The sequence below is a fragment of the Paenarthrobacter sp. C1 genome (genome assembly GCF_049315185.1).
Classification (GTDB): domain Bacteria; phylum Actinomycetota; class Actinomycetes; order Actinomycetales; family Micrococcaceae; genus Arthrobacter; species Arthrobacter nicotinovorans.
The window spans coordinates 278,489-298,912 of sequence record NZ_CP186053.1 but is presented as its reverse complement, the minus strand read 5'-3'; the positions used below and the strand labels follow the sequence as shown (position 1 = coordinate 298,912).

The following is a 20,424-nucleotide window of genomic DNA, read 5'->3' as shown; positions in this document are numbered from 1 at the left end:
GTTCTGACCGATACGCGCTGCCAAGCCTGGCAGCCTCCGACCTGGGGGGACCTATGAAGATCCGAGTCATTACCGCGGCCGTGGCGTGCGCCGCCCTGCTCGCCGGTTGCGGCACCACCATCACGAAGGACGCCTCCTACAAGGACGTCATGGACCTGCGGGACGCCTACATCGCCGCCAACGTCGTCAAAGATCCCAAGTGCGAGGACAAGCCGACCCAGGACGCCAAGGCAGACCAGGGCTGGCAGGCCACCACCTGCGGAGCCAACACCGTGCTCGTCACGTTCGACAACACTGCGGCGCTGAACAAGATGGTGGCCCAGGACGTGAAGTTCAAGAAGGACCGAGAGGCGGTGCTGTCCGGAGCCAACTGGGAGGTCAGGGGACTAGAGTTGGAGCTTAAGGATTTGCAGGCAAAGCTCGGCGGGAAGATCCAGTAATAGCGCTGTCTCCGGCCGCCGTGCCTGTCACGCTGTGCTCAAGCGCCAGGCGTAGCCGGAGCAGCCTAGCCACTGACCGGCCGAACCCTCTTGTGTGCTTCCTGTGCCAGCCTGACCTGCTCGGACCAGAAGGCGTCCTCCGAGTCGTCAGGGTTGTAGAGGTCCCTGTCCCTAGCCAGCGTGAAGAACCCCTTGCCCGGGCGGTTCCCGCCGCTAAGCGTCACCAGGGAAGTCAGCATGTAGGGGTTCGATTCATCCCAGTCCAAGTCATGGATGAGCACCAATAGATGGCTGATGTCCGCTCGTCCACGGTCCGTCCTGAGATCGAAGCCGGGCAGGCCGGTGGCTTCGGTCAGCTGGGCGTTGAACTCCCCGTATTCGACCAGGTCCCCGTTGCGGGCGACACCCCACAGGATGCGCCGGCCCTCCGCTGCCAACTCGTTCCACTCTGATGCGCTGCGCTCTGCCACGGTGCCCCCTTGTCCGTTTTTCTCGAAGCCTAGCAGCGCGGCTGAAGTGCAGACCTGGCTAGCCGGCGAGTCATGTCCAGATAAAGGCCAGGGGAGCATAGTGGCCGTGTCCGCACACATAGGGCCCATGACTATGGAACGCAACCACAGCGACGACCATCCCGGGTGCCGCGCCCTGTGGCCCTGGCTGCCGGCCTGCAACCGCTACCGGCTCAACGTGAACCTCATCGCTGCAGCGACAGACCACGTCCGGGGGATGCCCGAGGTGGAACGGGCTGACTGGCTGGACTTCCTGCGCGGCTGGGAGGGCCGCAGCAAATGGCACCTGCGCAGCGAATTCATCGCACACCGGGAGAACTGGCGCGAGCTGGACCAGCAGATCAACCTGGCCGAGGCCGCCTCACTGGCCGGGATGGCCGGGGAGGACTACCTGCAAGGCCGCACCGTCGAACAGGCGGCCGCCGATACGTGGAAGCTCAAAGTGCAGCGGCTCGCTCTCGAAGTGCTCTACGTTTACAAGGCGCCGGTGCCGGACTACGTCGCCGATAGCCTAATCCCGCGGTGACCAAACCCCCTGCCTCCGCACACATTGGTTGCAGAGGCGCACGGCCGCCCTGCCGAGCTAAGGAGACACCAATGACATCACTGACCAGCTACGCCAAGGCCGCGGAGGTTCTTCCAATGGCATGGCTTACCCAGGCCGAATTCCCAGGCAGGAGCGTCGTGAAGAACGCCTTCCGGATAGCCATCGCTGAGCTTCCCGAAGCGGACACCTACGAGGACAACGTGGTGCGCTCGGCCCTGCAGGCCATCGTTGACGGGCCGGACCCGCGTGGAGGCAAGTCTCGACAAGCAGGCCATTTACGCCGCCGGCCAACTGCATGACCGCGTCGTGAATCTGGCCCTCAAGTCGTGACGGGGCCGGCTACTACCGCCAGCTAAAGGGCTCATTCTGCGAGGCAGGCCAGAAAGTTGAGATCAGGGCGGCCTTTGAACGAGTACAGGAATCTCAAGTTGGCCAGCGGTGAGAGGGATTTCCTCCGCCGCACACATGAGTGGCAGCTAAAGAAACCTAGGCCGGGACAAGGAACCCGGCAGGGCTGATGTGGAACCGCAGATGCGGACCGGTTCGATTCCGGAACGGCCCACGGTCTGGAACGGCGTATGCCGGGCAGGATGATGTCATGACCCGTCAGCGCAAGCGGGGGACGCATCGACACCGCCCGAGCTGTCTGCGCCGTTGAACCTGAAGAGTAAAAGCGCGGACACCGGTAAAGACGCGTAATAGGGCTAGGGGATTTCAGCGTCAAAGCTGACCAGAGCACCACTTCCCTCGTCCCGTCGGCCGGCGGGACCTTGGGTCCGGTCGGTGTCTTCCACCACCGACCATCTGGTTCTGTAGCGCAGCTGGTTAGCGCGCCGCCCTGTCACGGCGGAGGCCGCGGGTTCAAGTCCCGTCAGAGCCGCATCAGTGCCTCCCGGCACAACCCCGGTCCGCCGGGGCCCAAGCCAAGGCCGGCGCCTGTCACAGGCGCCGGCCTTTCCCACATGCGAGGAGAAGTACATGCACGAGCTGGCCCTCATCATCGGGCTGCTACTGGCCACCGTGATCGCTGTAAGCCTCGGTGACAGGCTGCACCTGCCGTACCCGGTCCTGATGGTCGTCATCGCCCTCGGCATGGCTTTCATACCGGGAATCCCCGAGCTGCACCTCGAGCCCGAACTGATCCTGCCGCTGTTTCTTCCGCCACTGCTGTACGCAACCGCGAAAAAGACGTCATGGTCGGTGTTCCATATCCGGTGGCGCAGCGTCATACTCCTCGCCATCGGACTTGTTGTGGCCACAGTCGCCGTGGTCGCCGGAGCCGCCTGGCTGCTCATTCCAGGCATCGGCCTTCCCGCAGCCATCGCCCTCGGTGCCATGATCGCACCGCCGGACCCCGTGGCCGTCGAGTCCGTGGCCGGCCGCGTCCACATGCCCCGGAGGCTGCTCACTGTCCTGCAAAGCGAGGGCCTGTTCAACGACGCTGCTGCAATCGTCATCTTCCAGACCGCCGTGGCGGCCGCCGTTGCCGGCCACGATGTGGACGGCTGGCTGGCGGTGAAATTCGTGACCGGCTCCGTCGTCGCGGTGGCCCTGGGCCTCGCCATGGCCTGGGCGGCCAAGAAGCTGATCGGTGTCATCGATTCATCCACAGCCCGCAGCGCGGTGACCCTGGTGGTTCCTTTCGCGGTGTACATCCTCGCCGAGGAACTGCACGCCTCCGGTGTGATCGCCGTCGTCGTGACCGCTCTGGAGATCAAACGTCGCTCACGACCCCAGGACGCCGCCGAGCGCATCACGGGAAGCGCGTTCTGGGACGTCACCGAACTCCTCGCCACTGGGCTGGCGTTCGGCCTCATCGGTCTGGTCAGCCGGACCGTCATTCACGACGCCGGGGGCCGCTTGCTGCCTATGCTCGGCAACGCCGCCGTCATTTGCGCGGTCGTGGTTCTCATCCGGGCTGTCTGGCTTGCTCTGCTGGTGCCGTTCAACCGCCGCCGCAACGACGGCCTGCCTCGAACGGGCCCAAGGACGTCCTCCTGCTGACCTGGTGCGGAATGCGCGGGCTCGCCACCCTCGCCCTTGCCCTGGCTCTGCCGGAACACATCGCGGACGGTTCGCCGTTCCCGGCCCGGGACCAGATCGTCCTGACGGCTGTAGCCGTGCTCTTCACAACCCTGGTCATTCCCGGCTCCACCCTGCCGTGGCTGATGCGCAAGCTGAAGATGCGGGAATCACCGGCTGCCGAACACGAAGCCGAACTGGTCCTCGCCCAGCGGGCCGAAGAGGCTGCCCTGGCCGCACTGCACAACGCCCCGTTCCTGCACGACCTTCCACACCAGCGCCAGGAGGTCATCGAGCGTGGCATCAAACGCCTGAGTGAGGACCTCATCATTGACGCTGCTCCTTCTGCGCCGGCGGACGCCCGCAGCCGCCACGACTCTGAGATTGCCATCCGCACCATCGCCCTTGACGCCGCCCGCCAGGAAATTGTGGATGCCCGGAATGAGCCCGACGTGGACCCCGAGATCGCTGACCGGGTGCTCCGCCGACTCGACCTTCGCACCGTCATCCTGCAGGAGGTAGGGGAGCGGAGAGAGCTTCTCGTAATGCCGCACACATGAGTGGCAGATAGAGAAACCTACGCCAGGGAAAGGAACCTGGCGGGGCCGATGTGGAACCGCTCACCGCGGTCCGGTTCAATTCCGGGACGGCCCGCTCTGGAACGGCGTATGCCGGACAGGACGATGCAGGACCCCGCCAGCGCAAGCGAGGGGCCGGTCGAGCCCGTCCGGCTGCCAGCGCCGTTGAACCTGAAGAGTAGCTGCGCAGCTCCTAGGCACGGTGCGCAGCGAGGGGTAGGGAATTTCGGCTTCAGCCGGCCAGAGCCAAGGACCGTAGCTCAAAGGCAGAGCCGGAGTGTTAGCTCCGAGGTGCATCCGTCGTGGGGTGCCGGTCCGCGCTGGACCCCGATACTGCTGACCTGGGGTCCGTTGCCAGCGGGACTTGATCACCCGTTCTTGGCGGCAGCACAAATACTGACAGCGGCGCAGGAAACGGCGATACGTCCCGTGCGGTTGGCCGGTCCGGCAGGGCAGGCTTCTAAGACCCCACGCTAAATGAATGGCTGCAGGGAAGGCGTCCATGGCGACGCCCGCACCGGAAGGTGTGGCCTTGGACCGTCTGCCGACGGGCCGGGGTAGGCGGGTTCGAGCCCCGCCCCTGCTACGAAGCACCTCCGGGTGCTCTCATGCCCGTGTGTCATTGGAAGGCTGCGCCGGGGTCGTCTACCCCTTAGACAGGCGTGCTGGTGCAACCCCAGCAACGGGCTCGAAGAATACCTGCCGTCCCTTGCCGAGCTGACACCGAACCCCGAAGTACAAGGGGAAGATGGCCAGCGAAGCTACCAAGGGCCGGGGGCTTCACGGGTGGAAGTCAATCCATCCGCGGCGACGGCCGGAACGAAGACACTGGCGTGCTTTGTAGCTCAATTGGCGGAGCACCGGTCCTGCTGTGGCCGGAGGTTAGGGGTTCAAGTCCCCTCGAAGCAACGGGAAGGCGTCCGTCTCGCACACGCGCCGCTTTCCAAGCAGTCCCCGCTTCTGTCCGGCACGCCCAGGTGTGTGCGTGGGTAGAGAAAGAGTGCCACCTGCGGGATCGGGGACTGCGACACGGGACGCTCGCATAGAGCGGTGTCCGGTACATGACGGCGTGGGCCTGGAAGGCAATGGCTGACCGCTGGCTTCGATGCCAGCTTGATGTACCGGGGCAGCACCGCCATCGGGCGAATGCGCCGGGCCTATGCCCCGGAGACGCCGGTTCGAATCCAGCGCGTCCCACCAGGCAGACTCGATGAGTGTTTTCTCACTCCATGGATCTGGATCGATCTGCTAGTGTCTTCCATACGAGAAGCGCCTCCGGTTTTTCGAGGCTAATCGACGGAGGTGGCAGTGAGGATCGACGTGGACGAACACGGCTGGGCTGCCGGGACGTCTCAGGCACCCAAGAGGGGCGTGCGTGATGAAGCACAGGACCCGAACACGACACCTGACCGTCTCCGTGAACTGACACAGCTTCCAGGCGACCGGGGCGACTTCACGGATGCCGGCTACTGTCGCGAATATGTGGCGAGGAACCCCTCGGCCCCCGCCGATGTGCTGGCCGAGCTGGCGGCAGACGAGGACGATTCCATGTCCCGCCTGGGCGTGGCCAAGAACCCTTCCACGGAGCGGCACCTGCTACAGGCCCTGGCTGACGATGAAAGCGACTCGGTTGCCAACGCCGCCCGGAAGCGCTTGGGCCTGGAGCTGCGCCCCAACCCCAGTGTCAGGTTGCTTGGCGGTGTCTTCAGCTTAGACCTGCTGACGGGTCAAATCTTCGAGAACTGACCTTCCGCGGGAAGCCGTTTCGGGTGGATTCGCTGCCAAGAAGGTATCGGGGCGACGGGCAGGGCAGCCCGTGAGCGCGGTAATCCGTGCCCATGCTTCCGACGCCCCTTAGCTTGAAATCACTCCGCTGACGGGAAGACACTCGGCTAGCAGGATCACCTTCGCAGATGGAAGACACAGAGCCGGAAAACACTGTCTTTCTGACAGTTCTCTCCACCAGGCTCCTGGCCGGCTGCCGCGTAGATGTCCTCGGTTCGGACCCACCGCACGTCGCAGCCAGCCGGGGTCTTTACTCGGCTAGGCGCAGTCGTCGCAGATGCCCGTGGCCGGAAGCTGGATCCCATGCACGGCGCAGACGGGTTTCGGCTTAGGTTCAGCCTTCTTCGGCGGGTTCACCCTCGCTTCGAACACGGGCGTCAACCGCGGCTCGGCATCGGCCGGCACCTCGGCACCGCACCGCCTGTAGCATTCCAAGCGTTCGGCCGCGGCGATCCGTTCGCGTTCCAAGACCGTCCCCGGCACATCGCGCCCAGACGCCCGGAGTACGGCATCGAACCCGGGTCCGACCGTACCGTCCGATGCGTTGACGACCAGAGACGACAGTGCCGGCAGCTCCTGCTCCAGACAAATCTGGATCACCCGGTTGAGGAGCCGTGAGCTGAAGTTCGGGATCAGCATCCGAGTGCTGGTCTCCGTCTCCTTGAAAACCCTGTTGGCGAGGTCTTTGTACGTGATGAAGTTCCCATACGTGCCCGCCACTTCCTGCAGCACCGGCACCGCCGCCTGAGCCCATCTTTCGATGTCCTGCTGAAATGGCGTCGCGTCATCGCGGACTGATTCATCTGAGGCGCCAGGCACTTCCGGCATCATCCTTCTTTCGTCGTTGGGCTAGTCCCCGGATGCATCCTATCCCCGCGGATACGAAGTGCTGGCCGGCCGGTGCAGGACCGCATGAAAGGGCCGTCACCGGCCGCGGCGCATAGATGTACCAGCGGCCAACCCACACCCACCATCCGTGTGCCGCCCAAATAAGAGAGGCCCGATTGTGAGCCGAGACAGAACAGGAAACGTCGTCCTTGAACCGCTGCCGGCGACGGTCGCAACCGCCGAGGAAGCCCGCGACCATATGGCGGTCCTGGAGAAACTCATCACGCGCGAGGGCTTCAACAAAAAGATGTCGGTCACCGTCAGGTGCTACAACAATGAGCTCATGACCCGCGAATACGCGCGGGAGCTCTTCCACCTCATCACTGACGAATACGGCGTCCCCAGGGCCCGGTTCGTTGGTCCGACCCTGGACGGTGCGGCCCACCTTTTCGACGCGGCCCAGGACGCAGGACGACCCGAAGCCCTTGCGGTCTTCACCATGGACGACTCCCGCACCGGGGTGCGCTGCAAGACGCTGGAGGAGTACCTGGGAGCCCTCGGCTACTGAGCGTGTAGAGCAGGACCGCGGACGCCGTAGACATGAAGACCGTACCAGGCCGCCTGAGACAGCCCGGACCGAGGGAGTTGGCCGGCCAGGGCTCCCGGGAAGGATACCGGCCAGCTGTGGCCGCCTGGTGCCACGGAGCGCCGGACATCTGCTCATCATTGGCGCTGTTGCCTGCATCCTCCCCGTCATCTCGACTGTCATGGCGGCCTTCATGTACCGGGACAGCGGGTCACAGGCCACCATGGTGTTGACCGGAGTCGCCGGCATCGTCCTCACCGCCGGCTTCTGGGGACTGATCGCTATGACGCCCTGGTGGTTCTCCCGGCGCAAGCAGACACCGCCTGCGCCGGTCCTGGCTGGATCCATCCTGGCCGAGGAGTACCTCACAGCCCCTGTCATCGGAACTCCGGGACGAGACCTGTCAGTGGCCCGATTCGGTGAGAACGCGAGAATCGGCATCGAAGGAGAACAGCGTACGGCCCGGCTTATCTCCGGGTCCGTCCTGCCGGGGCTGCCAGCTGCCCGGCTCATCAATGGTCTACGCTGGCCCGGAACCGAACACGCCAACATCGACCACGCCGTCATTGCCGGCAACAGGATCGCCCTCATTGACTCCAAGATGTGGGCCGCGGGAATTACTGGTGGGACAACAAGCGCCTGTTCCGCAACGGTAAAGAACTCACGGCACTGAAGCTTGGCTCCGCGGTCAGCGCGATGCGGGCCACTTACCCGCACTGCCAGGTTGAAGGGTGGGCTGCGGTGCACTCTCCGTCCGGAAAGCTGAACAAGCCATCCATCGAGCGCGCAGGCATGCTTGCGCCCCTGGGCCAGTCCGCTGTGTACCTCGTCACCGCCGCAGAGCTTCCCGTGGCGGTACACACGTTCCTCGCCGGGGGGACTCAGCCCACGCCATCGAAGTGCCGGTGTTGGCTGGCCTCCTGCACTCGATGTTGTAGCTCCGCCGTCGGCCGGCGGGCCGCATAGGGACAACCACAGACCACTTGAAAGGCCCCTGCATGCCCGCGATTGAAACCCCTTACGAAGACCTCCTCGCCGAAGTCGCCGCCGTTGGCGTCGCCAAAGGTGACCGGACCGGTACAGGAACGTCCAGCGTCTTCGGCCGCCAGATACGCTTCGACCTGTCCAAAGGCTTCCCACTGATCTGGACCAAGCGTGTCCACTGGCCCTCCGTCGCCTACGAACTGCTCTGGTTCCTCCGCGGCGAAACGAACGTGAAGTGGCTGCAGGACCGCGGCGTCACCATCTGGAATGAATGGGCCGATGAGAACGGCGATCTCGGCCCCGTCTACGGCTCCCAGTGGCGGTCCTGGCCCACCCCGGACGGCGGCCAGATCGACCAGATCACCAAGGTCATCGAGTCCATCAAGAAGAACCCCAACGGCCGCCGCCACATCGTCACCGCCTGGAACCCAGCTGAAGTCGACAACATGGCCCTGCCGCCCTGCCACGCCTTCTTCCAGTTCTACGTCGCGCCCGGTGTCGACGGCGCCCCCGGCAAGCTCTCCTGCCAGCTCTACCAGCGCTCCGCGGACATGTTCCTGGGCGTCCCGTTCAACATCGCGTCCTACGCGCTGCTGACCCACATGGTCGCGCAGCAGACCGGACTCGACGTCGGAGAGTTCATCTGGACCGGCGGCGATGTGCACATCTACGACAACCACACCGACCAGGTCGCAAAGCAGCTCGGACGGCTGGACGAGGTGCGCTCCTACCCGGAGTTGAAGTTCAACCGGGTCCCCGACTCGATCTTTGACTACACCTTCGAGGACTTCGAGATCATCGGCTACGACCCGCACCCCGGAATCAAAGCACCCGTCGCCGTCTAAGCGGCTGGCTAAGCCAGGGCCCTCGTACCGGTCTGATACATCAACTCGGTGTCCGGATCGGTGACGGGGGCTTCTGCGTGCTCGAAGTCGGCCCGGAAGTCGAGGCCGTCGATCGTCTCCACGGTGGTGATCTTGGTGAGGGCACCGAGGAGAGTTCCCTCGGGCAGGCGGAACTCTGTGCCGAAGTGCTTGGACTTCAGGCTGCGCGCCGGCAAATACGTCCAGGTGATGGCCCGTCGCGCTTTGCCCAGGTGGGCGAGTTCCGGGTTGCACAGTGGGCACGCCGTCCGTCGTGGCATTGCTTCGATCTGGGCTCTGGTCCGCAGGATCGGCCAGGCGGGGATGGGGTCCTCGTCGGGTGAGTCTCCCTGGAGCCGCTGGGGGAAGCGCAGGTTCAGGCCCCATGCGGCCTGGCGGTCCACGAACCGCTTCATGCTGTCACACGTGGGCAGGTGGACGTTCCCGGCCAGCGAGACGATGTAGCAGTCCCCGGCGTCCAGCCACTCCTGCAGGGCCCGCTCTTCCATGACCACGGTTTCCCGTATGCGCTCCCGCAGTTCGCCGTCGCTCATACCGGCGAGGGCGCTGATGTAGTCCTCCTGCTTGAATGCCTTCCTGGCGGCCGCTGCGGCCTGCCCGGCGGGGGAATCGGCAGGGCTTATCAATCCCGTCATGCCGTCGAGCCTATCGAACCGGAGGACGCTTACGGCCAGCCGCTGTACGGGTCCGCGTTGTGGTTCGTGGACGGCGGGTTCTTGTAGACGCGGCCCCGTTGGGACCGCGGCTCGCCCAGGTGCCGCGGCGGCCGGGAAAGGCGGCGTTTGCGGTCCCGGCGGGCGTGCCAAACGCGCAGCGCCACCATGACCACGACGAAGCAGACGAGGGCGACCAGATACTCCATTAGGGCTGCCCCTCTGTCCGGTCCTGCCCGAGCTCCAGAAGGTTTATGTCGACACTGCCGCTGCTGCTCGGTTTCGGTGAGCCCCGGAGTTTGCGCAGTTGTGTGGCCTTGTACTCGTCGCGGGCGAGTTTGAACGTATAGAGCGACATGAGGCTGACGAATCCGATCAGCCACAGAGCACCCCAGTCCGGAGTATCGCCCTCCCAGAGGGGCCGCTGGAACAGCCACACACCGGCGGCAAGGAGGAGAACCATGACGAGTGTAAGGACACCCATGCCCCACCAGGTGCTGACCTGGGCGTGCCCGCGGCCGGGCGTAAACCCGATCTCGTCCGCAGGGTAGCTGTGCAGCTCGCCGGTGCTGGTCTTGCGCAGGACGCGCTTCTCCCCCGCCGGCCACGGCCTTCTTGTGTTCGGCGTAGACGGCGTCATTGCGCCGCTCCTGGTCGGGGTCGTAAACCACTGCTTGAGGCTCGTTTCTCTCGGGACATCGGGTTCTGCCGTTTCTTCTACGGCCATTCTTCATGTGTGCGGCAGCGGCAACGGTGAAGCACGGCGCCCATGCCGCACACATGTCCTCCATGAATGAGAACGCGGGGGTGATCCGCCTCGACACGCTGATGCAGTCCGACCACTGCGTGGACCGCCACGGGAACCAGCACGCCCTGACCGACATGACCCAGGGCTATCTGCAAAATGTCCTGGGCTACCTGCGGGACGGAGCTGTGCGGCTGTACGAGATGGAAATCCAGCGGCACGAAAACCAGATGTTCCTTGCGGAGCTCAAGGGATGGGACCCGGAACGGCCGGAACCCCCACTGCCGCAGGGCACCGCCGCCGCACAGGCCTGGATGGAAGGCACCTCGATCGTTACAGCCATCCGAACACTGCTGGGAGAAACCAGCCAGTAGACCCAACACCAAACCACCGATGGAAAGAGGAACACCATGACGCTCAAGGAGCGCCTGAAAGAAGATGTTGTCGCCCACATGAAGGCCGGCAACAAGACCGCCCTGACGACCGTCCGGAACGTCCTGGGCGAGATCAGCACGCGGGAGAAGTCCGGCAAGACCCCCGGTGGAGCTCGACGACGCCCAGGTAACGAGCCTGCTGCAGAAGGAGGCTGCCAAGCGCCGCGACACCGCCCGGATCTACACCGAAGCCGGTGGGGCCGATCGAGCCGCCGCCGAGGTTACCGAGGCGGAGATCATCGAAGCGTACCTTCCCAAGGCCCTGACCCGTGACGAGGTCGACACGATCGTCGACGAGGCCATCGCCGCGCTGAAGGCCGAGGGCCAGGAACTGACCATGCGTTCCATCGGCGCCGTGATGAAGCCGGTCACCGCCAAAGTCGCCGGCCGGTTCGACGGCAAGACCGTTAGTTAGATCGTCCGCGGACGTTTGGCCTCCTAAAGCGCCTGCCAGCATCAGATAGAGAAGAGGCTTCGCGAAGTGCGGGGCCTCTTCTGCTTGCCACCAAAGATCCATCCGGTGTGTGGATGGACCGCACCGGGTCATCGGCTCCACGTTCACTTACGATTTCTGCATGCGGATTGAAGAGGAGTTCCAGCGCCGACGGGACCAGGAACGCGAAGCGGCGGAGAAAGCGTCGGCGTTGGACGATCTGGCTGCCCGTGTTGCGCCGATGCTCCGCAGCGAATTTGATGACTTCCGAAGTGCCTTGGCCAAGTACGGCGTGGAACCTCACGTAGTAGTTGCCATGAAGCGGGAGCACTTCCCGGCGAAGACAGGTTTGTTCGGACGGTACAAGGCCGCGTACAACACCTTCGTCGCCACGGAAGTCGCAAGGTGTTGGGTCTTCCGCAGCCTCCTTCTATTCGATGACGGTCGGATTGCGAAGCGGCGTATTTCCCCGTGGGGTGTGGGAAAGATCGAAGGTTGGCAGAATGATTGGCATAGCGGAAGCAGTAACAAGGAAAAGGTCCGTGCTGCGGCCGCGGACGCTCTTTCCGCTGCCGGCCTGGGCCGAGAGGTCACGAATGACTACCTTTTTGTGAGTCCTGAATTCGTGTTTGAGTTCGTTTCGTGGGCTGAACTGAAGTGTAAGCCAGCGTGGGACGAAGGAACTTTCGCTACGCTCTGGGAGACAAAATTCAAACTGGCCGGTGACGGCTGGCATTTGATTTGGAGAGGCGTGGATAACGAGGAAAGCGGCAGGCTATCAAGTGCCTTTGCTGACTATATCGAGGGCAACGGGCGCCACTCATCGGTCATCGGGTACTCGTAGAAGAACTACTTCCTAGAATCAGAGGCCGCGCCCGGCTCCGGCGACGGGCTGTGATCGGGATGTCGTGAGACTTAGCCGTGGGTCGGCGGCAAGATGTCGCGGACGTTCTCGCGCTTGTACGCGACGCGGTCTCCGAAAGCGGCGAAGTCCCCGAAAGGGTTGTTGGCCATCGTCGCGGTGATGGTCTCACCGTCATCCTCGATAACCTTCGTCCAGAGGCCCTCGCTGTGGGTGACGACCTTTACAAAGGAGCCCGTGGCGAATGGTTTCAGGCCAGTCAGCCGGCTCCTCGCCGGTCGTGATGACGAAGTCTTCGGGGTTCAATTTAGTGTTTGCGCTCATGTCCATAATGTGTGCGGAAAGGGCCGTAAGAGTCTCCGCGAGAACCGCTATAGGCGATGCCGCACACATGACAGGCATGCCCAAGAAGACCACGCCGCCGGCCCCTCCCCGTCCCGAGCTCGTTGAGCCCCTGACCGAGCTCCTCCGCGACCGCGGCCTGGTGATCCAGGACTGGCCGGCCGACGAGGCTGCCGCCTACCGCGACAACGGAGGATTCATGGACGGCCGCGACGCCGTCCGGCAGCTCCGCATGACCAAAGCTGCCGCGGCCATCGAGGAGGTCTTCGCTGCCGTCATTGAGGCGGCTGAGCTGAAGGGCTACCGGGATGGGGTTTGTGACGCCCAGGCGATGACGGGGTTCACCGACGAGACCCGCCAGGCCATCTTCGAGAAAGAAGGACTGACCGACATCGACCTGGACGGCGGCCCGGTCCGGTGATGCACCGACCTGAGGCCAGGATTGGCATGATCTGGGCACAGGCAGCCAACGGAGTGATCGGGCGTGACGGCACCATGCTGTGGCATCTTCCCGAGGACTTCGAGCACTTCCGCCGCACCACCGAAGGCCACCCCGTCATCATGGGCCGGCGCACATGGGACTCCCTCCCCGAGAGATTCCGGCCGCTGCCGGACCGTACCAACATCGTCGTCACCGGTGACCCGTCGTGGAGCGCCGAGGGTGCCATTCGCGCCGGCTCCGTCCATTACGCCGTTGTCGCCGCCCTTGGCCAACCAGGATCGGGACCAATCTGGATCATCGGTGGCGGAACGGTGTACCGCAATGCTCTTGCCGCGCAGCTGGCCGACACAGCAGTCATCACCCGCATCGATACCGATGTCGACGGGGATACTTTCGCTCCCGAACTCGGATTTGGCTGGGACCTTGCGACCTCCGAGCCTGCCAGCGGATGGTCGGTGGCGAAGAACGGCACGAGGTACCGGATCGAAATCTGGGTGCGCTCCCGCGAGGCCGGCCTGATTCTGCTGTAACAGACACGACGGACCTCAGCAGGAGCCGTTTCAGACCCTCTGAAGCAAGGGCGGGGGAGAGGTCCTGCCAATGCCGGACACATAAGGCCCATGGCTTTTACGCTCCTTCGCCGCCCCTGGGCGGTCGTCCTCAAACCCGGTGTCCTTGCCTTGTTCGCGGCGATGTCGCTTGGCGGCGGCATGCTGATCGCCTCTCAGCGGTCCAAGCGCACCGGCGTGCTGGAGCTGGGCTGGCAGGAAGCAGTCCTGGCCGGCGCCCTGGTCGTGGCCGGACTGATCCTCCATGAAACCGGCCACGCGGTTGTGGCCCGCGTCACCGGACGTCGGGTGGAACGGCTGGAATTTGGTTTTGCCGGCGGTGCCGTCACCAGCGGCGACACAACCCCCTGAAGACGGGTCCTCGGCATCGCAGCGGGCCCCGCCTCTGACCTGCTCTTCGGGTCTGCACTGTTGGCCGCCGGCGGCGGAAGCTGGGACAACGCACTTGGGGCTGCAGCCTTCCTCGTGCTTATCAACGGTGCCGGGAACGCCCTTCCCCTTCACAAAACCCTCGATGGCTACCGTCTTCTGCGCTTCCTCCTGTTGGCCCTCCGCGGCAACAAACCCCTCGCCTGCGTCCCCGACGGCCCCTGCCCGGCCTGCAGCGCCGCAGTTGCCGCACCACACCCGTCGAAGGGGCCGGCCCTCAGCAGCGTCTGACGGTGACAGCGTCTCGGGTCTCCGCACACATGAGGCGCATGAATAACTCAACCAAAGCCGGCATCCTGGGCGCCTTCATCGTCCTCGGCATCCTCTCGCTGTTTCTCTTCGACCCACTGACCCGAGCCCGGTTCATCAACGACTGGGTCATCATCTGGGGCTTCCCGCTGTTGATCATCGTCGTCCTCGGCGCCGTCGTCGTGTTCTTCCTTGCCGTCGACAAGGTTCCGGCCGCTTTGGTCATTGGCATCCTTGGCGTGGGTGGCCTGATCCTCTACAGCGAGGCCCGCTCGTACAACACCGACCTTGCCTACGCCTCAACGATCCAGGAAACAAACGACACCATGCCCACCTTGAAGGAGCGGGCACCGTTTTTGGTCGCGGAGCGGCAGGCCAGTTCCAACCTTTCCGGCATCAACGGCCAGATCGGCGGCACCGATTACCTTGCAGATTCAAACCACTACTCGACCCTGGTGGACAGGAAAGGCAACTTCAATCCCGGTTACGCCGCCATCATCAACCAGACCATCGCGCTGACCGGCCAGGCCTCGGGCAAGCCGTGCCTGTTTGACGAGAAGAACGCGCACCAGCGGATGGACGGCTACTTCGACAACTCCCTGACCCGTGCCATCGCCACCAAGGATTCGATGCTGATCGCCAAGAAGGACGACGCCTGGGGCTACTGCGATGGCGACACTCCGAAAGTGGTCGTGCCGGTCACCAGGCTCAATGGCTGGATCAACCCGGTCCACGTCCCGGCAGGGGTTGCCATCTATGACGGCCACACCGGAAACGTCGAGATCCGCAGCGAAGTCAAGGCAGGAGAGCTGCCCGGCCCGGTGATCGCTCTCTCCTACGTCCAGCGCGTCAACGACTCACTCGCCACCCACAACGGCGACTGGTGGTCCATGGTCCAGGGCCAGTCCGGCCTCACCGATGAGGTGAAAGACGCCAACGACCCCAACAAGGACAACCACAGCGCCTTCTCCCTGGCCTACAAGGACGCGCCCGGCTCCGTGTACGCCTCCCCGTTCACCTCACGGGCATCATCCCGGTCCATCGAAGACATCGCCCTGCTCGAATCCGGCCACGTCAAGGACGGCGAGTCCCCGAAGGTGACCCTGTACCATCTGCAAGCCCCGCGGCAGTCCAACTCCGCCACCGCGGACAAGATCAAAGCCGACTACTCCTCCCTCAACGGCTGGGCCACAGGCCTTTCCGTCCAGGAGGTTATCCCGGTCTCCCACGACGAATGGGCGGCATCGATCGGCCTGAACCAGAACGTCGTCTACCGGGTCCTGGTCAAGGCTGACGGCTCCTCCTGCCTGGCCAACGCGGACGGTGAGAAGATCCGCTGCATCGACAAGGACGGCAAGACGGTCGGCGCTTCAGCCCCGGAGGCAAGTGCGGCCGGAAACGGGTCCGCATCTCCCGCGGCGCCCGGTGACATCGGGGCGCTGAGCAACGAGGATCTCGCCAAGCTTCAATCCGCTGTCACGGCCGAAGTGCTGAAGCGGCTCGCGCAAAAGTAGCCCACTCCGGAGACTGATCTCACAAGCCACCGGCTAATCGAATGTCGTCTCTCAGTACTAGACTGGAAACCAGAAGAGCCCCGCTGAACCCCCATACAGCGGGGCTCTTTCATGCCCCGATTCCGGGCTCTGGCTCGAACCTGGCGCCCCGCATTAGACTGACGCTCGTCCGGATACGCGGGCCCTGCAGGAGCGTCCGTATTTCCTTGCGGGGCCTTTGCGTGAGCAGTGCAGACGCTTGCCGCACACACCCAGGGCATGAACGAAAACACGGCCCGCCAGCCCCAAGGCATTCCGGCAGGCGGCCAGTTCGCCGCCACCACCCACGCAGAACCCGACGTCACACTGTCCGGCACCAAGATGGAACCGACCGCAGCCGGGATCATTGCAGCCAACCAGGCACCGGTCAGCCTCCGCTACGTCTCCTACGACGACCGCCTCACGGAAAAGCAGATGGGCATGATCCTCTCCGGCCAGTGGATGGACGCTGAAAACGATGTCGATGAACGGTTTTCGGACAACGCGCACGAGGAAGCACTCACCATCGCCAGGGCCGAGATCGACGAGGCCGCCGCGGCCGGAACCTTCGACAGGGACTGGGACGACCTGGACCCTGATGAGCAGGACGCGGCCCGCTACACAGTCGAGGAGAGGGACGACTCGGACCCGGTCAAAGATCTGCTCCGCAACACTCCTGACCAGCTCATGCGCACCTCCCTGGGACAGCCCGCAGGGCGCCTTTCGGAGCCTCGCTGGGCTTCCGGTCATCGCATGGACGATGGCGGCTTCACAGCCCGACACGACGCCGTGGCAGCGCTGCTGAAAGACGCCGGGATGAACGTCGATGCACCGGGGGTCCGTGAAGCCATTGAAGAGCTGATCAACGAGGGCCCGTACAACTGGCACGGAGCCGTCGACCTTGACGTGATCTGGTACGGCGGCCTGGAGGACGCGGTCCCCGCACCGCGGACGGAATCCCCCGAAACCGAAGGATCCAAGGTCCTGGAATTCGCCACACCACACGTGCTGCTCATCGACCGGACGAACGGATCCGGCCACGAGGTCGTCATCCCGGCACCCCTGAAGCGAACCCTCATCCGCGTCGGCTACGACGAGGACGAAGCCCCAAGGACCGGACGCGCGTACCTGGACAGCAACTCCGGCGGCTACGGCTGGGACGCAGTCGCCGGAGTCTACAAACCTGCGTACAAGGACGGCGCGCCCACCGCGTCATGGTCAGCCTGACCCCGTTCAACACCAATAAGAGCCCTGCCGAATCAGAAAACAACACCGGCGGGGCTCTTTCCTTTGACTGTCGCCAATATTGCAGTCAAAGGGTCCCTGAAACAAAAATGGCCCCCATTCGGGAGCCATGTGATAACCCTCGTCTCTGGAGGCCGGTATCGTTCCTCAGGTTATCACATGAGACAAAACACCCAGTCTCTCACCGTTGCCCCCGCTCCACCGGGATGACCCAGCGGAACGGCAATGAATCCACCCCCGGTAGGGCCGGATTTCACCCCTGCATCCCAATGACGGCGGGGATTTTGGGAAACGCCGGCCCCTCACTCGACCAACTCGGCGGTACGGATAGGACATCTAAGGAATGAAAAGTGCTCTCTTACTAAGGTGCCCACAGGTCCCTTGGGAGAGAGAATAGGGCGGCCCTATATACATATCTCTCTTTTAAGTCGTTTAAGTAGAGTAGTAGTAGTAAGGGGCCCTATATTCCCCGCCATTCCGGGGATTTATCCGCTCGACCATCCGGTCGGCTTTCGGCCGGTTGGTGGGTTTCCGGCGGCAGGGTATCCGAATTACCCCAACTGCCTTGCATGTGTTTATCTGCGCATGTTTCAGGGCAGGAGGAAACATGCCGAACCGCACCGCAGCCAAGACTGCACCCAGGAAGCCGAAGGCCGCGCCCGGGAAGAGTCCCGCCAAGGCCGGGACAACAGTGCCTTCTCCTCGAAAGAAGGCTGCGGCGCCCGGCGCCGCCCGGAAAGCGGCAACGAAGAAGCCAGCCGCCAAGCGGGCCTCTGCTCCGAAGGCCGCAAGTACCCGAGGCACGGCCAAGACAAGCCGCCCGCGAAAGGCACCTCTCCGCGCCGGCACCTCCCGGGCGCCCAAACCCAAGGCGATGGAGGTCGCGTACTCGGGCCGGATCTTCCGCTCAAGACTCGAAGCGCGCTGGGCTGTTTTCCTGGACCTGCTGGACGTGAACTGGGACTACGAGCCGTCCTTCTACCAGGTCGGCGACGATCTGTACTACCTGCCCGACTTCTACCTCCCGGACCACCAGCTCTGGCTCGAAGTCAAGGGCGCCCCGTTCATGGACACCGCGAGCTTGGCCAAAGTCCTGGCCTCCATCGCCGGGCCCATGCGCATCCCGCTGCGCGAAGCCCCGTACACGCCCAGCGACCGGCTGCTGCTCGGCGGACCCTTCAAAGCCTTGAAGCACGGACTAATGCCGGTCCACACACTCATCACCCCGGCAGGGCCCAACCTGGCGGCGCTCAGCTATGCTGCCTTCGACATCGAACCCGACGGCCGGGCCACGGTAAAAGCGCTCGGCGCCCCTTGGGACACGGCCGCAGCCACGGGAGTCAAAGCTTCCAGGCGGCCGACACCTGCGAGGCTGCAACTCCTGCTCGAACCCGAACCGCAGCTGCGCGCCGGCACCTTCCCGGAACGCATTGCCCGCGCCTACACCGGCGCCTACCGGCTGGCGTTCGATGAGGCGAGCAAGAGCATTTGCGACAACGAGGTCCTCACAGCCGTCTCACGCCGCAGGTCCGGGAGACCACTGGGCATCGCCGCCTGAGAAACAGATTGGCCAAGCGCTCTTTGGCCGGGGAGCAGGGCAGACGGCGCCGCACACATGACGCCCATGCCTGAAACAACCCCCGAACCCCTCGTCACCGAACGGGACCTGACCGCCGTCCTCACCCAGCTCGGCCAGAGAGCCAAGCAGGACCGCCGGGAGTCCGACGACTACCGGATCATGGCTTCCGCGGAAAGCGTCAACGGCGTGATGCGCCGGCTCTCACACGGGGCCAAGCACGCTGTCCTGGACGCCTACGACGTGCTGGTCGACAAGTTCGGCTTCGAGCACTCCCAGGAGCTCTACGACTACCTCCACCAGGTCCCCGCCCGGGCCCACCTGTACGAGAAATCCTTCAACGCCGAAACCCACGTCGGCTGCGTCGACCGGGCAATGGCCAAGGTCACCGAGGAAGCACTCACTGCGGCCGGCCGCGGGACGGCCGGAGCCCGCCAGCAGGGGCAGCGGATCGACGCCGCCGGCCTGGCCCCTGACGGCAACGGTGGCATCATCGGCAACACCGCAGCCGAGAACGCACTCATCCTGGCTACTCAGGCCGACGAAGCCAACTGCATCCAGCGGCTCTCCTGCGACGTGCGGACTATCACCGAGCGTATCCATGAATCCCACCCCGAGCTGAAGCCGGAAACCCTGGCCGCCACGGTCCGCCTCGTCCTGGGCACCGCCGCCGACATCGCACGGGAGCAGGACGGCCTGGAAGTCTAAGCGGCCCACGGCCTGACCACCTGCTCCGCTGACACCGCGCTACAACCACTCCTGAAGGGACTCCCTCATGACGCTTCCTGCTGCCCGCAAGCCTGCCGCACCCCTGTCCCGGCCCATCATCGCCGTCGGTATCGGCTCAACCGTCCTGATCGCCGTCGGCGCCTTCGTGCTGTCCTTCGCCTCGCTGACCGACCTGGCAGCACGCTCCGGAATCGATGCGAACCTGGCCTGGATCTGGCCCATCATCGTCGACGGGCTCATCGCTGCCGCCACAGTCGCGATCGTCGCCCTCGCCGGCCACGACCGTAAAACCCTCGCCTACCCGTGGGCACTCCTTGGCCTCGGCGCCGTGGTGTCCACCGCCGCCAACGCCGTCCACGCCATCGTCTCGGTCAACCAGGTCAACGGCGGCGTCCCACCGGTCGTCTCGGCCATCATGGCCGCAATGCCTCCGGTCGTGCTGCTGGCCATCACGCACCTGACCGTGCTGCTGGTCCAGAAAGCCGCCCCAACACCGGCACCCAAGAAGAAGGCTGCCAAAGCACCTGCCCCGGCACGTACCGGACGCAAGACCCAGCCATCCACCGCCGAGGCGCCCGCGACCGCACCGGAGTTCACCAGCGTGTTCACCGAGGTCCCCTCTGACGCAAGGGATCTCGTACCAGCTAACGCCTGACCTGTCTTGCCGGACGCCCGTCATGTCCCGGCGCGCATAGGGATACCCGGGCCTCTGAGCTTTTCCACCCGCGGCCCGCCTCACCTAAGGAACCACCATGACCATTCTGATTATCGCCCTCCAGGTGCTCGTCGTTGCACTGAGCATCATCATGGGCGCCTTCATCCTGCTGCACAAAGCATCCGGCGGCGGCGTCTCCGGCATGTTCGGCGGCGGCATGACCAACAGCCTGAACTCGACCGGCGTGGCCGAACGAAACCTCACCCGCTTCACCATCGCGGCAGCGATCATCTGGGCCGTGGCCATTATGGGCCTGGGCATCATCACCCGGTTCACCGGCCAGTAACCAACCAGCCCTCGGGCATT

The 20,424-nt window shown here is 64.4% G+C and carries 24 protein-coding genes, 2 tRNA genes and 2 pseudogenes; 23 read left to right on the top strand and 5 right to left on the bottom strand.

Annotation, left to right across the window (positions count from 1 at the left end):
- Positions 1-53: 53 nt before the first annotated feature.
- On the top strand, positions 54-440 hold the full coding sequence (locus ACNAOU_RS24280) for a hypothetical protein (RefSeq protein ID WP_422759025.1): 387 nt from the start codon (positions 54-56) through the stop codon (positions 438-440).
- Between the two features lie 65 nt (positions 441-505).
- Here ACNAOU_RS24280 and ACNAOU_RS24275 read toward each other — a convergent pair whose 3' ends face one another.
- The gene (locus tag ACNAOU_RS24275; protein ID WP_422759024.1) at positions 506-910 is read right to left on the bottom strand and encodes a hypothetical protein; all 405 of its coding nucleotides are present in this window, start codon (positions 908-910) and stop codon (positions 506-508) included.
- 127 nt (positions 911-1,037) lie between these two features.
- Between ACNAOU_RS24275 and ACNAOU_RS24270 the strand changes: the two genes are divergently transcribed.
- From ACNAOU_RS24270 to ACNAOU_RS24245, 6 genes and pseudogenes are all read left to right on the top strand, one after another.
- Positions 1,038-1,475, top strand: coding sequence for a hypothetical protein (locus ACNAOU_RS24270; protein WP_422759023.1), 438 nt, complete (start codon positions 1,038-1,040; stop codon positions 1,473-1,475).
- 71 nt (positions 1,476-1,546) lie between these two features.
- A complete protein-coding gene (locus tag ACNAOU_RS24265; RefSeq protein ID WP_422759022.1) occupies positions 1,547-1,795 on the top strand; it encodes a hypothetical protein in 249 nt (82 codons plus the stop codon).
- A gap of 507 nt (positions 1,796-2,302) precedes the next feature.
- Positions 2,303-2,376 (top strand) — tRNA-Asp (locus tag ACNAOU_RS24260).
- Between the two features lie 98 nt (positions 2,377-2,474).
- Positions 2,475-4,078 (top strand): annotated as a pseudogene (locus ACNAOU_RS24255) (Na+/H+ antiporter).
- 852 nt (positions 4,079-4,930) lie between these two features.
- Positions 4,931-5,005, top strand: a tRNA-Ser gene (locus ACNAOU_RS24250).
- A 399-nt stretch (positions 5,006-5,404) separates the two neighbouring features.
- A complete protein-coding gene (locus tag ACNAOU_RS24245; RefSeq protein ID WP_422759021.1) occupies positions 5,405-5,842 on the top strand; it encodes a hypothetical protein in 438 nt (145 codons plus the stop codon).
- 297 nt (positions 5,843-6,139) lie between these two features.
- On the opposite strand, the gene ACNAOU_RS24240 is transcribed toward ACNAOU_RS24245, so the two are convergent.
- Positions 6,140-6,712 (bottom strand): hypothetical protein, encoded by a 573-nt coding sequence (locus tag ACNAOU_RS24240; protein ID WP_422759020.1) that lies wholly within the window; start codon positions 6,710-6,712, stop codon positions 6,140-6,142.
- 175 nt (positions 6,713-6,887) lie between these two features.
- On the opposite strand from ACNAOU_RS24240, the gene ACNAOU_RS24235 reads away from it, so the two are divergent.
- The 3 genes from ACNAOU_RS24235 to ACNAOU_RS24225 all read left to right on the top strand — a co-directional run bounded on the left by ACNAOU_RS24235 (position 6,888) and on the right by ACNAOU_RS24225 (position 9,124).
- Positions 6,888-7,277 (top strand): hypothetical protein, encoded by a 390-nt coding sequence (locus tag ACNAOU_RS24235; protein ID WP_422759019.1) that lies wholly within the window; start codon positions 6,888-6,890, stop codon positions 7,275-7,277.
- 127 nt (positions 7,278-7,404) lie between these two features.
- On the top strand, positions 7,405-7,968 hold the full coding sequence (locus ACNAOU_RS24230; RefSeq protein ID WP_422759018.1) for a nuclease-related domain-containing protein: 564 nt from the start codon (positions 7,405-7,407) through the stop codon (positions 7,966-7,968).
- 325 nt (positions 7,969-8,293) lie between these two features.
- The gene (locus ACNAOU_RS24225) at positions 8,294-9,124 is read left to right on the top strand and encodes a thymidylate synthase (protein WP_422759017.1); all 831 of its coding nucleotides are present in this window, start codon (positions 8,294-8,296) and stop codon (positions 9,122-9,124) included.
- Positions 9,125-9,132: 8 nt separating this feature from the next.
- On the opposite strand, the gene ACNAOU_RS24220 is transcribed toward ACNAOU_RS24225, so the two are convergent.
- The 3 genes from ACNAOU_RS24220 to ACNAOU_RS24210 are packed head-to-tail and all read right to left on the bottom strand — an operon-like array spanning position 9,133 to position 10,456.
- Positions 9,133-9,798: a hypothetical protein gene (locus ACNAOU_RS24220; protein ID WP_422759016.1), complete on the bottom strand. Its 666-nt coding sequence runs from the start codon at positions 9,796-9,798 to the stop codon at positions 9,133-9,135.
- Positions 9,799-9,827: 29 nt separating this feature from the next.
- Positions 9,828-10,025: a hypothetical protein gene (locus ACNAOU_RS24215; protein WP_422759015.1), complete on the bottom strand. Its 198-nt coding sequence runs from the start codon at positions 10,023-10,025 to the stop codon at positions 9,828-9,830.
- Positions 10,025-10,456 (bottom strand): hypothetical protein, encoded by a 432-nt coding sequence (locus ACNAOU_RS24210; RefSeq protein ID WP_422759014.1) that lies wholly within the window; start codon positions 10,454-10,456, stop codon positions 10,025-10,027. The genes ACNAOU_RS24215 and ACNAOU_RS24210 overlap by 1 nt, the downstream gene beginning before the upstream one ends.
- A 149-nt stretch (positions 10,457-10,605) precedes the next feature.
- Between ACNAOU_RS24210 and ACNAOU_RS24205 the strand changes: the two genes are divergently transcribed.
- The 13 genes and pseudogenes from ACNAOU_RS24205 (at position 10,606) to secG (ending at position 20,404) form a co-directional block, all read left to right on the top strand.
- Positions 10,606-10,935, top strand: coding sequence for a hypothetical protein (locus tag ACNAOU_RS24205; protein WP_422759013.1), 330 nt, complete (start codon positions 10,606-10,608; stop codon positions 10,933-10,935).
- A 36-nt stretch (positions 10,936-10,971) separates the two neighbouring features.
- Positions 10,972-11,410, top strand: a pseudogene (locus tag ACNAOU_RS24200) (GatB/YqeY domain-containing protein).
- Between the two features lie 160 nt (positions 11,411-11,570).
- Positions 11,571-12,272 (top strand): hypothetical protein, encoded by a 702-nt coding sequence (locus ACNAOU_RS24195; RefSeq protein WP_422759012.1) that lies wholly within the window; start codon positions 11,571-11,573, stop codon positions 12,270-12,272.
- A gap of 409 nt (positions 12,273-12,681) precedes the next feature.
- Positions 12,682-13,053 (top strand): hypothetical protein, encoded by a 372-nt coding sequence (locus ACNAOU_RS24190; protein ID WP_422759011.1) that lies wholly within the window; start codon positions 12,682-12,684, stop codon positions 13,051-13,053.
- Positions 13,054-13,079: 26 nt separating this feature from the next.
- On the top strand, positions 13,080-13,604 hold the full coding sequence (locus ACNAOU_RS24185) for a dihydrofolate reductase (protein WP_422759010.1): 525 nt from the start codon (positions 13,080-13,082) through the stop codon (positions 13,602-13,604).
- A 90-nt stretch (positions 13,605-13,694) separates the two neighbouring features.
- Positions 13,695-13,994 carry a hypothetical protein gene (locus ACNAOU_RS24180; protein ID WP_422759009.1) on the top strand — a complete coding sequence of 100 codons (300 nt, stop codon included), beginning with the start codon at positions 13,695-13,697 and terminating at the stop codon, positions 13,992-13,994.
- 114 nt (positions 13,995-14,108) lie between these two features.
- A complete protein-coding gene (locus tag ACNAOU_RS24175; RefSeq protein ID WP_422759008.1) occupies positions 14,109-14,303 on the top strand; it encodes a hypothetical protein in 195 nt (64 codons plus the stop codon).
- A gap of 38 nt (positions 14,304-14,341) precedes the next feature.
- Entirely contained in the window at positions 14,342-15,835 is a 1,494-nt protein-coding gene (locus tag ACNAOU_RS24170) for a hypothetical protein (RefSeq protein ID WP_422759007.1), read from the top strand.
- 258 nt (positions 15,836-16,093) lie between these two features.
- Positions 16,094-17,080: a hypothetical protein gene (locus ACNAOU_RS24165; protein ID WP_422759006.1), complete on the top strand. Its 987-nt coding sequence runs from the start codon at positions 16,094-16,096 to the stop codon at positions 17,078-17,080.
- 625 nt (positions 17,081-17,705) lie between these two features.
- Positions 17,706-18,656: a hypothetical protein gene (locus tag ACNAOU_RS24160; protein WP_422759005.1), complete on the top strand. Its 951-nt coding sequence runs from the start codon at positions 17,706-17,708 to the stop codon at positions 18,654-18,656.
- Between the two features lie 66 nt (positions 18,657-18,722).
- The gene (locus ACNAOU_RS24155; protein WP_422759004.1) at positions 18,723-19,382 is read left to right on the top strand and encodes a hypothetical protein; all 660 of its coding nucleotides are present in this window, start codon (positions 18,723-18,725) and stop codon (positions 19,380-19,382) included.
- Positions 19,383-19,449: 67 nt separating this feature from the next.
- Complete coding sequence (locus ACNAOU_RS24150; RefSeq protein ID WP_422759003.1) at positions 19,450-20,058, top strand: DUF2637 domain-containing protein; 609 nt, start codon at positions 19,450-19,452, stop codon at positions 20,056-20,058.
- Between the two features lie 97 nt (positions 20,059-20,155).
- Positions 20,156-20,404 (top strand): preprotein translocase subunit SecG, encoded by a 249-nt coding sequence (secG, locus tag ACNAOU_RS24145; protein WP_422759002.1) that lies wholly within the window; start codon positions 20,156-20,158, stop codon positions 20,402-20,404.
- Positions 20,405-20,424 lie beyond the last annotated feature (20 nt).

What these genes read in the sequence shown, in the direction of transcription:
- ACNAOU_RS24280 (WP_422759025.1), top strand. Translation starts at nt 54, where the DNA reads ATGAAGATCCGAGTCATTACCGCGGCCGTGGCGTGCGCCGCCCTGCTC.
- ACNAOU_RS24270 (WP_422759023.1), top strand. Translation starts at nt 1,038, where the DNA reads ATGACTATGGAACGCAACCACAGCGACGACCATCCCGGGTGCCGCGCC.
- ACNAOU_RS24265 (WP_422759022.1), top strand. Translation starts at nt 1,547, where the DNA reads ATGACATCACTGACCAGCTACGCCAAGGCCGCGGAGGTTCTTCCAATG.
- ACNAOU_RS24240 (WP_422759020.1), bottom strand. Translation starts at nt 6,712, where the DNA reads ATGATGCCGGAAGTGCCTGGCGCCTCAGATGAATCAGTCCGCGATGAC.
- ACNAOU_RS24225 (WP_422759017.1), top strand. Translation starts at nt 8,294, where the DNA reads ATGCCCGCGATTGAAACCCCTTACGAAGACCTCCTCGCCGAAGTCGCC.
- ACNAOU_RS24220 (WP_422759016.1), bottom strand. Translation starts at nt 9,798, where the DNA reads ATGACGGGATTGATAAGCCCTGCCGATTCCCCCGCCGGGCAGGCCGCA.
- ACNAOU_RS24215 (WP_422759015.1), bottom strand. Translation starts at nt 10,025, where the DNA reads ATGGAGTATCTGGTCGCCCTCGTCTGCTTCGTCGTGGTCATGGTGGCG.
- ACNAOU_RS24210 (WP_422759014.1), bottom strand. Translation starts at nt 10,456, where the DNA reads ATGACGCCGTCTACGCCGAACACAAGAAGGCCGTGGCCGGCGGGGGAG.
- ACNAOU_RS24205 (WP_422759013.1), top strand. Translation starts at nt 10,606, where the DNA reads ATGAATGAGAACGCGGGGGTGATCCGCCTCGACACGCTGATGCAGTCC.
- ACNAOU_RS24195 (WP_422759012.1), top strand. Translation starts at nt 11,571, where the DNA reads ATGCGGATTGAAGAGGAGTTCCAGCGCCGACGGGACCAGGAACGCGAA.
- ACNAOU_RS24190 (WP_422759011.1), top strand. Translation starts at nt 12,682, where the DNA reads ATGACAGGCATGCCCAAGAAGACCACGCCGCCGGCCCCTCCCCGTCCC.
- ACNAOU_RS24185 (WP_422759010.1), top strand. Translation starts at nt 13,080, where the DNA reads ATGATCTGGGCACAGGCAGCCAACGGAGTGATCGGGCGTGACGGCACC.
- ACNAOU_RS24180 (WP_422759009.1), top strand. Translation starts at nt 13,695, where the DNA reads ATGGCTTTTACGCTCCTTCGCCGCCCCTGGGCGGTCGTCCTCAAACCC.
- ACNAOU_RS24170 (WP_422759007.1), top strand. Translation starts at nt 14,342, where the DNA reads ATGAATAACTCAACCAAAGCCGGCATCCTGGGCGCCTTCATCGTCCTC.
- ACNAOU_RS24165 (WP_422759006.1), top strand. Translation starts at nt 16,094, where the DNA reads ATGAACGAAAACACGGCCCGCCAGCCCCAAGGCATTCCGGCAGGCGGC.
- ACNAOU_RS24160 (WP_422759005.1), top strand. Translation starts at nt 17,706, where the DNA reads ATGCCGAACCGCACCGCAGCCAAGACTGCACCCAGGAAGCCGAAGGCC.
- ACNAOU_RS24155 (WP_422759004.1), top strand. Translation starts at nt 18,723, where the DNA reads ATGCCTGAAACAACCCCCGAACCCCTCGTCACCGAACGGGACCTGACC.
- ACNAOU_RS24150 (WP_422759003.1), top strand. Translation starts at nt 19,450, where the DNA reads ATGACGCTTCCTGCTGCCCGCAAGCCTGCCGCACCCCTGTCCCGGCCC.
- secG (WP_422759002.1), top strand. Translation starts at nt 20,156, where the DNA reads ATGACCATTCTGATTATCGCCCTCCAGGTGCTCGTCGTTGCACTGAGC.